At 62.6% G+C, this 14765-nt stretch carries 13 protein-coding genes; all 13 read left to right on the top strand.

The annotated features are described in order from the left end of the window. The first annotated feature begins 4 nt into the window (after nucleotides 1-4). The 13 genes from AC1PLA_RS10350 to AC1PLA_RS10290 all read left to right on the top strand — a co-directional run bounded on the left by AC1PLA_RS10350 (nucleotide 5) and on the right by AC1PLA_RS10290 (nucleotide 14691). Nucleotides 5-388 carry a response regulator gene (locus AC1PLA_RS10350; protein WP_016904817.1) on the top strand — a complete coding sequence of 128 codons (384 nt, stop codon included), beginning with the start codon at nucleotides 5-7 and terminating at the stop codon, nucleotides 386-388. Continuing rightward, entirely contained in the window at nucleotides 381-1865 is a 1485-nt protein-coding gene (locus AC1PLA_RS10345; protein ID WP_481106107.1) for a sigma-54 dependent transcriptional regulator, read from the top strand. Before AC1PLA_RS10350 ends, AC1PLA_RS10345 begins: the two co-directional genes overlap by 8 nt. Before the next feature lie 118 nt (nucleotides 1866-1983). Continuing rightward, nucleotides 1984-3093: a DegT/DnrJ/EryC1/StrS family aminotransferase gene (locus AC1PLA_RS10340; protein WP_481106106.1), complete on the top strand. Its 1110-nt coding sequence runs from the start codon at nucleotides 1984-1986 to the stop codon at nucleotides 3091-3093. A 64-nt stretch (nucleotides 3094-3157) separates the two neighbouring features. Then, on the top strand, nucleotides 3158-3382 hold the full coding sequence (locus tag AC1PLA_RS10335) for an acyl carrier protein (protein WP_115510986.1): 225 nt from the start codon (nucleotides 3158-3160) through the stop codon (nucleotides 3380-3382). A 1-nt stretch (nucleotide 3383) separates the two neighbouring features. Next, nucleotides 3384-4424, top strand: coding sequence for a ketoacyl-ACP synthase III (locus tag AC1PLA_RS10330; protein WP_166768431.1), 1041 nt, complete (start codon nucleotides 3384-3386; stop codon nucleotides 4422-4424). Next, a complete protein-coding gene (locus tag AC1PLA_RS10325; RefSeq protein WP_102254468.1) occupies nucleotides 4421-5194 on the top strand; it encodes an SDR family NAD(P)-dependent oxidoreductase in 774 nt (257 codons plus the stop codon). The genes AC1PLA_RS10330 and AC1PLA_RS10325 overlap by 4 nt, the downstream gene beginning before the upstream one ends. Continuing rightward, entirely contained in the window at nucleotides 5191-5943 is a 753-nt protein-coding gene (locus tag AC1PLA_RS10320) for an SDR family NAD(P)-dependent oxidoreductase (protein ID WP_039515090.1), read from the top strand. Before AC1PLA_RS10325 ends, AC1PLA_RS10320 begins: the two co-directional genes overlap by 4 nt. After that, a complete protein-coding gene (locus tag AC1PLA_RS10315) occupies nucleotides 5943-6593 on the top strand; it encodes an acetyltransferase (RefSeq protein WP_039515089.1) in 651 nt (216 codons plus the stop codon). The genes AC1PLA_RS10320 and AC1PLA_RS10315 overlap by 1 nt, the downstream gene beginning before the upstream one ends. 3 nt (nucleotides 6594-6596) lie before the next feature. Further along, nucleotides 6597-7742: an aromatic ring-hydroxylating oxygenase subunit alpha gene (locus tag AC1PLA_RS10310; protein ID WP_481106105.1), complete on the top strand. Its 1146-nt coding sequence runs from the start codon at nucleotides 6597-6599 to the stop codon at nucleotides 7740-7742. Next, entirely contained in the window at nucleotides 7732-8355 is a 624-nt protein-coding gene (locus AC1PLA_RS10305) for an LbetaH domain-containing protein (protein ID WP_481106104.1), read from the top strand. The genes AC1PLA_RS10310 and AC1PLA_RS10305 overlap by 11 nt, the downstream gene beginning before the upstream one ends. Continuing rightward, nucleotides 8352-9875: an FkbM family methyltransferase gene (locus AC1PLA_RS10300; protein WP_481106103.1), complete on the top strand. Its 1524-nt coding sequence runs from the start codon at nucleotides 8352-8354 to the stop codon at nucleotides 9873-9875. Before AC1PLA_RS10305 ends, AC1PLA_RS10300 begins: the two co-directional genes overlap by 4 nt. A gap of 368 nt (nucleotides 9876-10243) precedes the next feature. Next, nucleotides 10244-10612: a hypothetical protein gene (locus AC1PLA_RS10295; protein WP_126968849.1), complete on the top strand. Its 369-nt coding sequence runs from the start codon at nucleotides 10244-10246 to the stop codon at nucleotides 10610-10612. Between the two features lie 569 nt (nucleotides 10613-11181). Further along, on the top strand, nucleotides 11182-14691 hold the full coding sequence (locus AC1PLA_RS10290) for a glycosyltransferase (protein ID WP_481106188.1): 3510 nt from the start codon (nucleotides 11182-11184) through the stop codon (nucleotides 14689-14691). Nucleotides 14692-14765: the final 74 nt, after the last annotated feature.

Here is a 14765-nt window from a genome sequence, read left to right as displayed (position 1 = left end):
TACTATGAGCAAACTCACCGTGCTGCTGGTCGACGACCACGAGGGCTTCATCAACGCTGCGATGCGTCATTTTCGCAAAGTGGAGTGGCTCGATATCGTGGGCAGTGCCGCCAATGGACTGGAAGCGATCGAGCGCTCTGAGTCGCTGCGCCCCAATGTCGTGCTGATGGACCTGGCCATGCCGGAGATGGGCGGGCTGCAGGCAACGCGTCTGATCAAGACGCAGGACGATCCGCCGTATATTGTCATCGCGAGCCACTTCGACGATGCAGAGCATCGTGAACATGCTCTTCGCGCGGGTGCTGACAATTTTGTTAGCAAGCTGTCCTATATCCAGGAAGTCATGCCAATCCTGGAGGGCCTGACGGAAGGAGCCAGGAATGAGTGAGTCCCGCATTCTGTTGATCGACAGCGATGCCGTGCGCGCCGAGCGCACGGTCTCGCTGCTTGAGTTCATGGACTTCAATCCCCGCTGGGTCACCGACGGCGCCGACATCAATCCCGGCCGCCATCGCCACGACGAATGGATGGCGGTGATGGTGGGCTCGGCGCAGGACGCTGCACAGGCCGACAAATTCTTCGACTGGCTGGCCGATGCCAAGCTGCCGCCACCGGTGCTGCTGATGGAAGGCAGCCCGAGCGCGTTCGCACAGGCCCATGGCCTGCACGAAGCCAATGTCTGGACGCTGGACACCCCGCTGCGGCATACGCAGCTGGAAGCCCTGCTGCGCCGTGCCAGCCTCAAGCGCCTGGATGCCGAGCACCAGGCCGGCGTGCAGCAGGACACCGGCCCGACCGGCAACAGCGAGGCGGTGACCCGCTTGCGCCGCTTGATCGACCAGGTGGCTGCCTTCGACACCACGGTGCTGGTGCTGGGCGAATCGGGCACCGGCAAGGAAGTCGTCGCGCGCGCCATCCACCAGCATTCGCCGCGGCGCGACGGGCCGTTCGTGGCGATCAACTGCGGCGCGATCCCGCCGGATCTGCTGGAAAGCGAGCTGTTCGGTCACGAAAAAGGCGCCTTCACCGGCGCGCTGAGCACCCGCAAGGGCCGCTTCGAAATGGCCGAGGGCGGCACCCTGCTGCTGGACGAAATCGGCGACATGAGCCTGCCGATGCAGGTCAAGCTGCTGCGCGTGCTGCAGGAGCGCAGCTTCGAGCGCGTCGGTGGTGGCCAGACCATCCGTTGCAACGTGCGCGTGATCGCCGCGACCCACCGCAACCTGGAAACCCGCATCAGCGACGGCCAGTTCCGCGAGGACCTGTTCTATCGCCTCAACGTGTTCCCGATCGAGATGCCGGCGCTGCGCGAACGTGTCGACGACCTGGCCATGCTGGTGCAGACCATCGCCGGGCAGCTGGCACGCACCGGACGCGGCGAAGTGCGCTTTGCCGACGAAGCCCTGCAGGCGCTGCGCAGCTACGACTGGCCGGGCAACGTGCGCGAGCTGACCAACCTGGTGGAGCGCCTGGCGGTGCTGCATCCGGGCGGACTGGTACGCGTGCAGGACCTGCCGGCGCGCTACCGCGGTGATTTTGCCGCGGCCGTGCCGGTCGAGCTTGCGCCCGAGCCGGCGCTGGTTGCCGCCCCCGTCGAGGACATCGCGCTGCCGGGCAATGTGGTGACCCTGCCATCCTCGCCAGCCGATGCCGAGCCGGCGACCAGCTCCAGCCTGCCCGACGACGGCATCGATCTGCGTGGCCACATGGCCAACATCGAGCTGGCACTGATCAACGAGGCGCTGGAACGCACCCAGGGCGTGGTGGCGCATGCAGCGCAGCTGCTCGGCCTGCGCCGCACCACGCTGGTGGAAAAGCTGCGCAAGTACGGCATCGATCGCGAGCAGACCGAGCTGGCGAACTGAGCGGGCCGGCACCCCGGCCCGGCTCGCTGGCATAGCGCTTGCTTCAGCAGGATTGCCCCGTCCGCAGCCATCGGCTGCGGCGGAATTCCGACATTCACCAGCACCTGCCGAGGCATTGATGCCCATCCCTGTCACCAGTCCGCTGCTGCCGCCGCTGGAAGAATTTCTGCCCTATCTGGAGCAGATCTGGTCCAGCCGCATTCTCAGCAATGGCGGTGACATGCATCACGCGCTCGAACGCGCGTTGTGCGAGTACCTGGGCGTGCCGCACCTGGCCTTGCTCACCAACGGCACCACCGCGTTGATCACCGCGCTGCAGGCGCTGCGCATCACCGGGGAAGTCATCACCACGCCCTACTCGTTCGTGGCCACTGCGCATTCGCTGCTGTGGAAAAGCATCACCCCGGTGTTTGTGGATATCGACCCGGTGACGCTCAACATGGATCCGTCCAAGATCGAAGCGGCCATCACCCCGCAGACCACCGCCATCATGCCGGTGCACTGCTACGGCACCGCCTGCGATACCGCTGCGATCACGCGCATCGCCGACATCTACAACCTCAAGGTGATCTACGACGCGGCGCATGCCTTCGGCGTGCGCGATGAGGGTGGCTCGATCCTGCGCCACGGCGACCTGAGCGTGTTGAGCTTCCATGCCACCAAAGTGTTCAACACCTTCGAAGGTGGCGCCATCGTCTGCCCGGACGAAAGAACCTATCAGCGCATCGGGCATCTGAAGAATTTCGGCTTCGTCGATGAGACCACGGTGGTGGCGCCGGGCATCAACGGCAAGATGAACGAGATCAGCGCAGCCTTCGGCCTGCTGCAGCTCAAGCACATCGATCACGCCATCGCCCAGCGCAGCGCCATCGATGCACAGTATCGGCAGCGCCTGAGCGATGTTCGCGGCGTGCGCTGCGTGGCACGGCCCGATCACGCCAGCGCCAACTACGCGTACTTTCCGATCCTGGTGCAGGACGACTACCCGCTGTCGCGCGATGCGCTGTACCAATTGATGCGCGAGCACGGCATCCTGGTGCGGCGGTACTTCTATCCATTGATCAGCGATTTCCCGATGTATCGCGCCCTGCCCTCCTCGGCGCCGGCATGGCTGCCGGTCGCGCGCTCGGTGGCCGCACAGGTATTGTGCCTGCCGATCTTTCCTGGCCTGACCGGCGACCAGGTCGATACCATTGCCGATCTGATCGCCCGTGCACAGGCAACATGATCGCAACACGCTGCAGCTGCATTTCAGACTCCCATCTCTTCAACAGGCAACCAGGCGAGCTCGCATGACCCAGGCAACATTTATCGAGAACTTCCTCTCCGCCACCGACTTCCAGGAACCGGTTGATGTCACGCTGGACACCGTGCTGCTGGAATTGCCGGAGTGGGATTCGCTGGCCGCGTTGGGTGTGATCGTCATGTTCGACATGGAGTACGGCAAGACCATAACCGGCGACGATCTGACCGCCGCCGTTACCGTGGGCGATCTCTACAGACTGACCGAGGCGTAACATGCCGACCTCCACGCTGCACAACGTCCGCTTTGCCGGCATGGCGACCTGCGTGCCGAAGCGGGTCGTGTCCAATCTCACCGACTGCCGCCCGCAGATCCGCTCCGAACGCGAGCGCCTGGTGCGCAACATCGGCATCGAGACACGCCGCATGGCCTCGGATTGGCAGTGCTTTTCCGACTTGGCCTTCGATGCGACCGAAGTGCTGCTGGAGCGTCTGCAGTGGAAGCGTGAGGAGATCGATGCATTGATCGTGGTGACCCAATCGCCGGATTACCCGATCCCGGCCACCGCGATCATCCTGCAGGACCGGCTAGGGCTGTCGCATGCCACGGTCGCCTTCGACGTCAACCTGGGCTGCTCGGCCTACCCGTTCGGCATCAACCTGCTCGGCTCGATGATCGCTGCCGGCGGCGTCAAGAAAGGCCTGTTATTGGTGGGTGACCGCAGTGCCAATCTGGAAGACCCGATCTTCTCGGACTCTGGCACCGCCACGGCGCTGGAGTTCGACCAGAACGCAGCGCCGATGTATTTCGACCTCAACAGCGATGGGAGCGGCTACAAAGCCATCATCCTGCCGGTGGGTGGTCAACGCGAGCCTGTCGCCATTCAGCACCTGCTGCCTTATCGTGAAAACGAGAAGGATCGCTGGCACCGGGCCACCGATCTGCAGCTCGATGGCACCGCCGTGCTCAGCTTCTCGACCCAGCGCGTTCCCCCCGCAGTTGAAAAATTGATCGCGTATGCCGGTGTAAGCAAGGATGACATCGATTATTTCGTGTTCCACCAGGCCAACCGGATGATCAACGAGACCATTCGCAAGAAGCTCGGCCTTGCGATCGAAAAGGTGCCGTCCACCCTGCGCGACTTCGGCAACACCAGCGGCGCATCGCTGCCCCTGACCATGACCGCACGGATCAACAAGGAACTCGAATCTGGCCCCAAGCGTGTCCTTCTTTCAGGCTTCGGGATCGGGTTGTCTTGGGGTACCTGCCTGGTTGATATCGAAGGCGCGGTGTTTCCTGAGTTGATCGAGTCGTGAATATCGCCCTCGATCCCAACGACCCGTTCTCGTTGCAGGGCAAACGCATCCTGGTCACCGGCGCATCGTCAGGCATCGGACGACAGATCGCGCTGAGTTGCGCGCAGATTGGCGCACAACTGGTCATCAGCGGCCGCGACGAAGGCCGCCTGGCCGAGACCTTCGCCGCACTTGAAGGCACCGGGCATGAGCAGGTAATCGCCAATCTGGACAAGCAGGAGGACATCGACCATCTGGTGGCTTCGGTCGGTGCCCTGGATGGCGTCGCACACGCGGCCGGCATCGCCCGGCTAGCACCATTCCGGATGATCAACCGCGCGCAACTGGACGAAACCTTCGCCAGTAATGTCTATGCACCGCTGCTACTGACGCGCGGCCTGCTGGCGAAAAAGCGCATCAACGCCAAAGGTTCGATCCTATTCATCTCGGCGGTGGGCTCGCACATCGGTCCTGTGGCCACTGCCGCCTACTCCGCCAGCAAGTCAGCCCTGCTCGGCGCAATGCGCACTCTGGCACTGGAAGTGGCCAAGCACGGTATCCGCGCCAACTGCATCGTGCCCGGCTACGTGCGCACGCCAATGCTTGAAGGCCTCAACAAGAGCGGCGGCAACATCGATGAGCACGCCAAACTGACCCCGCTGGGACTGGGCGAACCGGAAGACGTGGCTTATGCGGCGGTGTTTTATCTGTCCGACGCAAGTCGCTGGGTCACCCGCAACTACTTCGTCGTAGATGGTGGCCTGACCGTGCCGATGGACATCTACGCATGAGCAATCCGACTCGCAAAGCCTTTTCCCTTACTGGCAAGACCATCCTGGTCACCGGCGCATCGTCCGGCCTTGGCCAGGAAATCGCGCTGACCTGCGCACGGCGTGGCGCGCGCTTGGTCATCAGCGGTCGCGATCCCGAGCGTCTCCAGCAAACCCATGCGCAACTGGCCGGCGATGGGCATGTGCAGGTGCAGGCCGACCTGACTGTTTCGCAGGACCGGGAGCGCCTGGTGCAAGCCAGCCAGCGCATCGACGGCGTCGTGCACTGCTTCGGCGGGCAGATGCTGTCGCCGATCCGCCAACTGAAGGAAGAACTGATGACGCGCATGTACCAGGTTCATTTCCTTGCACCGGTCATGCTGACGCAGCGTCTGCTGCAAGCCAATGCCATTAACGCGCAAGGCTCCATCGTGTTCATGCTGTCCACCTCCGCGCATATTGGTACACGCGGCGTGGGGCCGTACTCGGCAATGAAGTCCGCCCTGCTGGGCATTATCCGGTGCTTGGCTTTAGAACAGGCGAAGCACCGCGTGAGAGTCAACGGGATTTCGCCATCGGCCGTGCCCACTCCGCGCCTTTGGGGCGAGGACAACGGGCTCAATGAACTGCTGAACCAACAACGCGCGCGCCATCCACTGGGTCTAGGCACACCGCAAGATGTCGCCAACGCTGCGGTCTACCTGCTGTCCGACGCCAGCCGCTGGGTCACCGGCACCAGCCTGGTCATGGACGGCGGGGCGGTGCTCTGATGGAACGCGCACTCATTATCGGCGCCGGCGGCTGGGGCCGCGAAGTCCTTGAGCAAATGCGTAACGATGCCGGGCATGGCAAGGACTGGCTGATCGGCGGGTTCCTGGACAGCCGCGCCGATATCCTAGATCGCTACGGGGTCGATACACCGATCATCGGCGATCCGATGAGCTATCTGCCCCAGCCTGACGATGTATTCGTCTGTGCGATGGGAAATCCCTACGACCGCCACCGCTATGCTCTGCCGATCCTCGAAAAGGGCGGGCGGTTCATTCCAATCTGCACCGACGTCCGCCTGGGCAGGCGGGTGCATTTCGGCCAGGGCTGCTTCTTTGGTTTGCTGGTCCATTCCGGGCCGGACGTGCGCATGGGCGACTTTGTCACCATCCATGCCCAAAGCATGCTCGGGCACGACGTACGCATCGGTGACTACGTGCACGTTGGCGCAATGACGTTCATGGGCGGTGGCGTGCAGATCGGCGACTTCGTCACCGTGCACCCACGCGCCACCCTGATGCCAGGCGTCAAGGTCGGTGACGGCGCGGTCATCGGAGCCGGTGCGGTGGTCATGAAGGACGTACCGGCCGGCGCCACGGTGTTCGGCAATCCGGCCAAAATTGTTTTCCACAAAAACAACCCAGCAGACTGATCGATGCGCTCCCGGATGCACCCCAAGTATTACCTGTCGCAGGAAATCTTTGAGCGCGAGCAGCGCAAGATCTTCCGTCGGGTTTGGTTGTTTGCAGGGCTCAAGACACTGCTGCGGGAAAACAACTGCTTCATCACCCGCAAGATCGCGGGCATTCCCCTGGTAATTCAGAACTTCCACGGCCAAATCCGTGCGTTCGAGAACGTCTGCCTTCACCGCAGTGCACTGATTCAAACCGGTGCTATCGGTTGCCGGCCTTTGGTGTGCCCTTACCACGCCTGGAGTTACGACGAACAAGGCCGGGTAAAAAACATCCCGGACTGCGATGCGATCTATCGCCTGGACACTAGTGAAAGGGACAACCTGAAGCTGCGCGAATTCTCACTGCGCGCCATCGGCAACCTGCTGTTCGTCAACCTCGACTCCAACCCGATGCCCATCGAGGAGCAGTTTTCGGCAGACTTCATCGCCTTGCTGGAAAGTAGTTCCAACGCCTACGACACCGAGGTCATGGTGACCACATGGCATGGCCGGTACAACTGGAAGCTGGCCTACGAGAATCTGCGGGACGCCAACCACCCGCGCTTTGTCCACCCCAAAACACTGGCCAAGAGTGTCAGCTTCACTCCCCAGGTAAACGAGGAACAAGCCAGGCAGTCCATGGAAGCCTTGCAGGGCACATCGCCCGCAGCCTTGCGGCGCGAGATGCGCCGCTTCAGTTTCGGCGGCCCGGAAGCCCCCATCCCCAACTTTCAGCATTTCGGCTGGCACGACAAAGTGGAGCGCTGGGGCAAGCAGGATGCCTACTTCAACTGGCTTGCCTTCCCGAACATGCATATCGCCAGTTCCAACGGTGGCTATTCCTTCACGCTGGAACACCATATCCCCGTCGCCCCGGACCGGACCGACCTGGAAATCTATTGGTTTAGCGCACGCAAGAAACAGCCTTACGGTTCTTCCAGCCAAGTGCTGCTTGCGCAGATGCACGGCAGCAAGGTGGTAGTGGGCGAAGACGTCGACATCATGGAGCGGGTGCAGTCTGCATTGCACACCGACGCGCCGCTGCCTACCCAGGGAGCCTATGAATCCATGAATCGCTTGGTCGAACGTTGGTACACGCTGCTGATGGAGACCGAACATGAAATCTAGGTGGATCATCGGCAGCAGCGAGTACCTCGACCTGGCCTTTCACGCCTGGAAGCAGGCGCGTCAGGACGAGGCGGTCATCAGAATCGACGTGCCACAAGACGCGGGACACGAATTCGATCTGGCCGTGCTGGATGGGCTGAATCCGACCGACGGCGCCATGTTCGTGGCTTTCGACGAACGCTTCGGCAACTTCAAGCGCATGGAACTGATGCAGGCAGCAATGGAACGTGGCTTCAAGCTGGAGTCCTTCATCCACTCCAGCGCAGCCATCGGCTCTGACACGACCATCGGGCTCAACGCATTCGTAGGTGCCCATGCCGTTGTCGGGCACGGGTGCAGGATCGACTACAACACCGTCATCCACGCCGGTGCACACCTCGGACCGGCATGCCGCGTCAAATCGTCATGCTGGATAGAGAACGGTGTGCAAATCGGCGCGGGCGTCGAGATCGGCAGTAATAGCATCCTGCGGACCGGCGCCATCGTGAGTGGGGGCGTCAAGGTGGGACGAAACTGCGAACTTGGCTGGCCGCGTGTCTATTGCGAGGACGTGCCTGCCAAGACCTATTTCGACGCCCGCTACGACGCCCCCATTCATACCTACGAGAGATGACGTTCATGAACTCAAGAAATGAGCAGCTTCGCCAACGGATTCTCCGTATTGCGGAGCAGGAGCGCCCTGCGCTGGAGGATGTCATTGCACGCCTGCCCGCGATTGCCGACCGTCCTGTCTTCCTCGTCGCTCCCGAGTCCTATGCAGGCATGGTGCATGGTCCCAGGGTGGTTGCCGACCTGCATCATGTTGTTGCCGCAATTGATGACCAGAGCATCCACCTGGACCGCATTCATGGCGCGCCGCGCTGGAGCAGTCAGGAGTTTCTTGCCAAGGCGGGGCAGTATGCCGATGCGATCGCTATCGATTTCTCTTGCAGCCCGCGCGGACGGGCGTTTGCAAATGACCTGTGCACCAATGCGGGCATCGAGCAACTGAGCGTTGCGCCTTGCTTGGATCCGCTGATCCCGCATTTCGAGCAGCGCCCCCTCTTTTTGCTCCAACCGCGCTCGGGCATTGGCGACATTTATGGCCCAAAGATCGTCCAGCGCTCCAGCCATGTAATTGCCGCCGTTGATGACCAGCCAAGCGACAGCGACACCGTTCATGGGGTGCCGCGCTGGAATTCTCGCCAGTTCATCGAACAAGCGGCCCAGTATCCCCAGGCATTGGCCATCGACTTTTCTTATAGCCCGGGAGAATCGGGCTTGGCCCGCGAGCTTTGCGAGCAAGCAGGCATTGAAAGGGTAAATGCCTGCCTGGCCGTTGCCAACTGTGGGCTGGTCGCCGTATACGAGCCTGCCCAGGTATACCGTCAGCGGACGCTTCTGCGCCTGGACGAATTTCTGCGTTTTGCGGATCGACTGGACGACGAGTTCAGCGTTTTTACGCTCTACAGCAACCTGTTGTTCCGCCTGACCTACGATTCCAGCCTCCTACTGGACTGCTGGGCGACGCCGATCAACGAGTACTTTTCAGAATACGCCGATACCAGCACATTCCAGTTGGGCAAGCGTGAACACTTTTGCGATGGCGGTGCCTTCCAAGGCCCCATCGTCCACAAGTTTCTAGAAGCATCCCGCCATCGCTACGAAAGCATCACCGCCTTCGAACCCGACAACATCAACTTCCAGAAATTGGAGGGCGTCGCGAGCGCCCTCCCCCTTCCCCCGCACAATTTCAGGGCCATCAAAAAAGCGATCTCCAACGAACAGACGACGCTGCGCTTCGAGGAGACCGGCACCGTTTCCAGCCATGTATCGCCGGATGGCGGAATCTCCGTTGCTACTACTCGTCTTGACGATGAGTTGGAAAAGCTGACGTTACTGAAGTTGGACATCGAAGGGTTCGAAGCCAGGGCACTCGAAGGCGCATCTCATCTCATCCGCACCCAGCGCCCCCGCATGGCTATCTGTGTGTACCACTACGCCCAGGATTTACTGGATATCGTGGAACAACTGGACAAGTTGGTGGATGGCTATCACTTCCGTCTACGCCAGCACTCTCCCGGCCACTACTACGACCTCGTTTTGTATGCATCGCCCGTCGCCGGTGCCGCACCACCACCCTGGGCGGAGTAAGCCCAGGGAACTTCACGGCTTGGAGAGATAGAGCGATGACTGACGCCCGCAAATTTTCTTTTCAACCATCCCCTTCCTGAATTCATTGAGATATCGAACTTCCTGAAAAGCATAGAACCTGCTCATGCTGTCGGACATCTGCCAGTTGGTCTACGCCATCATCGACTTGCGAGAGCATGACAAAGGGCACTCGATTAATGTCATAAGCCGGATTGTGGACACAGCGAAAAACTCGACTTGTCAGCTTACCCTCCACTGGGTAGTGTCATGGTTCGGTGTGCGCGTCGTGCATCGAAACGTCCTTTAGATCTCGACGGATATCATTCTATCGACGCATCTCAGCAGTATTCTGAAGCGAGGAAACCACCATGGAAATCTCGGGCAAGACAACGATTGTTCCGGTAGGAGCTCAATTTGCGAATGTCGGCGTTGCAGCCAACGTTGTGACGCAAATTGTCTCTCCTGCCACCAACCAGTACGGCCTCGTGATTCGCACATGTAGTCTGAGCGGCGCTTCATCCGCAATAGGCCTTGCCGTTTACGCGGATACATCGGCGCCATCCGGATATGGGGACGGAACCAAAAGGGTAATATTTCTCGGCGTTGCCCCTCCCTCAGACCACTTCCCCTACCAGGTCTACCTACCTCCCGGCTATGGCGTTTGGCTGGTAACGAACGGAAACGGCAGTATCAACATGACCTATGACGTTCTGGATAGACTGCCCACCGGCCTTTGACTGTCCATCGGCCCAGATCTCGAGTGCATTGCGCTCTCGATGCGTCCATCGTTGACATGCAGGAGACCTGGATCACAGCACTCGTAATCCTGCAACCTTGTCTGGGCATCACCACTCACCGGTCGAGGGTATTTTCATCGCCCACACCCGTTCAGGCGAGCAAGCCAGGCACGGGGCGTTGATGTGGCGTTCTTCGTTGGACGATTCATCTACCGCGCAAGCGAAGGACGTGATGAGTGCTGCCGAATTCCGGTGGCACGCCGCCAAACGGCCACTGCCTGCTCTTGAATGCCAAATGGCCCGTAACCAAGCGCATTGCCTACTTCAGGAGCCAGGACGGAAAAAGGGTTGCCGACGGGCAGCACGGTGGCAGCGTAGCCATTCCTCCCGATAACGACGCGTCATGCTTCGAGCGGCATGCATATTGCATCGGTTCGGCCAATTCGATGCTCGCTGCCTTCCGCGTGATCGGACTAATTCGCGTTGGCACTGCATCTAGCATCGGATAATTCTTGAATGATCAACTCGAACCACCACCCGTGAGCTCTCCTGCCCTCGTCAGCATCGTCATGCCGGCCTACAAGCCGCGCTATTTCGCGCAGGCGCTGGATAGCGTGCTGGCGCAGACTTACACGGCGCTGGAGCTGGTGATCTGCGACGACAACGCCGATGGCGCCATCGAGGCCGTGCTGGCGTCGAGGCTGGCTGACGCCCCATTTCCGATCCGCTACCACCGCAATACCCCCCGCCTCGGCGAACTCGGCAGCACGGTCAAGGGGATCGGCCTGGCGCAGGGCGAGTACGTCAAGTTCCTGCACGACGACGACGTGCTGCAGCCGGACTGCGTCGCGCAGCTGGTCGGCGCAATGGAGCGCAACCCCGGCACCGCGCTGGCGTCCTCGCGCCGGCTGCGGATCGACGACGACGGCGCCCCATTGCCGGACATCCTGGCCACCAGCTTCCCGTTTGCCGAGGACGTGCTGATCGATGGGCCGGAGCTGGTGTCGTTCCTGGCCGACCACGCCATCAACTTCATCGGCGAGCCGAGTTGCGTGCTTGCACGGCGCGACGACCTGGTGGCGCTGGGTGGCGAGCTGATGATGTTGAACGGCAAGGCCATCCACTGGGTTGGCGACCTGGCGATCTACGTCAAGCTGCTGCGTCACGGCAACCTGGCCCTGCTGTCCAGCCCGCTCACGCAGTTTCGCGTCTCCAGCGCGCAGTTCAGTCAGGCCGGCCGCGACCAGCCGGGTATCGGCGATCAAGGCCACGACGACCTGCGCCAGGGCATCCGTCAACTTGGCTGGCGACGCGAGGGCGGCGACAACCGACAGGTGCGTGTCGCCCCGCTCAGCCCGCACAAGGCGCGGGTGTTCAAGTCGGTGGATCTGGTCAACGCCTTGATGCAGAGCGCAGGAATGGCCGAGCGCGTGTCGCCGGCCACCTGGTTGGGGGTGCGTCATCCCAGCACCGTGCAGCGCGCCTTGATCGATGCGCGTTTGCAGGCGCATGCGGGCGGCCCACGGATCGCAGTGATGGTGGTCGACAGCGACGGCGATGCGGCGGCGGTGGCCGCAACCCAGGCCAGCCTGGCGGCGGTGGCGTGTTATCGGAACCAGCAGACCTGGGTGATCAGCAGCTCGCCGCAGCAGGCCGCCGAGCACGGCGGGCGCGGTGTGCTGATCGGTCCGGACGGCTTGGTGCCCGCACTCAATCGGGCCATCGCCACGCAACAGTCCATCGACTGGGTGCTGCTGGTCCAGGCCGGCAGCCTGTTCACCGCCAGTGGCCTGCTGATGCTGGCGCTGGAGATGCTCGCGCTGCCGGACACGTGTCAGGCCATCTACGCCGATGAAGTGGTCGCGCTGGACGGCGGTCAGCTGGGGCTGGCGATGCGACCGGCGCTATACCTGGACATGTTGCTCAGTTCACCGTCGACGATGTCGCGGCATTGGCTGTTCCGGCACCAAACGCTAGCGGCCGATGGCGGCTTTGCAACCGAAACGAGCGACGCCTTCGAACTGGATTACCAGCTTGGGCTGGTCGAACGCTACGGCCTGGCCTGCATCCAGCACATCGCCGAACCCTTGCTGGTGGCATCGGCCACCACGCGGCATGGCGACGAAGACGAACGGCGCGCCATTGCCCGCCATCTCGCCGCGCGCGGTTATGTGGACGCGCTGGTGAGCAGCAATGGCCCCGGCCGGCACGCGGTGGATTACCGGCATGCACAGCAGCCATTGGTCAGCATCCTGGTGCTGGTGGATGGACGCCTGGCGCAGGTGCAGCGCTGCCTGGAAAGCGTGCTCGCCAACACCGGCTACCCGCACTACGAGCTGCTGTTGCTGGATCGCGGCGACAGCGCCGAACCGGGGCTGCGCGACTGGCTGGCGGGCATCGACAACCTCGGCCTGCAGCAAATCCGCGTGCTGCGCTTCGACGGTGCGCCGTCGCGCGAGGCGGCCTGCAATGCGGCGGCCGAGCAAGCACGTGGGGAGATGTTGCTGTGGTTGGCGGCCGGCGCCGCAGCGATCAAGGCCGATTGGCTGGCGCAGTTGCTCAACCACGCGCTGCGCCCGGAGGTCGGCGCGGTGGCCGGCAAGCTGCTGCGCGGCGACGGCACCGTGCATCACGCCGGCCTGCTGCTGGGCCTGGGGGCACCAGCGGCGCGCGCCTTTGCAGGTGCGGCGTTTGACGAATCGGGTTATCTGCAGCGCCTGCAACTGGATCAGAACTACAGCGCGCTCAGTGGCGAATGCCTGATGCTGCCGCGCCAGCTGTTCCTGGACGCCGGCGGCTTTGCGCAGGAACCGGCATTGGCGCAATGGAGCGACGTCGACCTATGTCTGCGCCTGCAGCAGGCCGGCTATCTCAATGTCTACGCCGCGCGCGCGCAGCTGCTGATCGACCCGCCCGACGCGCCACCCGCCACTGCACTCGACGAAGAAGCGATGTATGCGCGTTGGCTGCCGGTGATGGCCAACGACCCGGCCTACAACCCGGGCTTCTCGCTGGATCCCGGCGCCGGCTTCCAGCTGGCCGACCCGCGCGCCAGTTGGCGGCCGCTGCAGTCGTGGCGACCGCTACCGACGATGATCGCCCTGCCCGCCGATATCGAAGGCTGCGGCCACTACCGGGTAATCCAGCCGCTGCGCGCCCTGCGCGAGGCGGGCATGGTCGAAGGCGTGCTGTTCAACGGCTATCTGGAGATCAGCGAGCTGGCGCGCCAGGATCCCGACGTGGTGATCCTGCAACGCCAGGTCGGCGAGCCGCGACTGGAAGCGATGCGGCGCATGCAGGCGCTGTCGCGTGCGTTCAAGGTCTACGAGCTGGACGACTACCTGCCCAACCTGCCGCTGAAGAACGCGCATCGCGAGCACATGCCCAAGGACATCCTCAAGACCGTGCGGCGCGGGCTGGGCATGGTGGACCGCTTCGTGGTGTCCACCCCTGCCCTGGCCGAGGCGTTCGCCGGGTTGCATGGCGATATCCGCGTGGCCGAAAACCGCCTGCCGCCGCATTGGTGGGAGCACCTGCCCGCACGCAGCGAACGCAAGCAACGCCAGGGCGGCAAGCCGCGCATCGGCTGGGCCGGCGGCGTCAGTCACACCGGCGACCTCGAACTGATCGCCGATGTGGTGCGCGAGCTAGCCGACGAAGTCGAATGGGTGTTCATGGGGATGTACCCGTTCGCGTTGCGCAAGCACATCCATCAGTTCCAGCCTGGCGTGCCGATCGATCATTACCCGGCCGCACTGGCGGCGCTGGATCTGGACCTGGCGCTGGCGCCGGTGGAACAGAACCTGTTCAACGAGTGCAAGAGCAATCTGCGCCTGCTCGAATACGGCGCCTGCGGCTACCCGGTGATCGCCAGCGATGTGCGCTGCTACCAGGGCAACCTGCCGGTGACCCTGGTGAAAAACCGCTACCGCGACTGGATCGGCGCGATCCGCGAGCATCTGGCCGACCCGGCCGCTTCAGCGGCAAAGGGCGCGGCGTTGCGTGATGTGGTGCGCCGCGACTGGATGCTGACCGGAAGCAATCTTGATCGCTGGCGTGAGGCGTGGTTGCCGGATTAGTGGATCGAGGCCGCGGGTGCATGCACCACCGTCTCGCTTGGTCCTTGTCCGCCCACCGTCGCGGGACCTTACGC

It is taken from the genome of Xanthomonas sp. NCPPB 1826 (genome assembly GCF_056725285.1).
The sequence above is the reverse complement of the archived record's forward strand: the minus strand, read 5'-3'. Positions and strand labels throughout refer to the sequence as shown.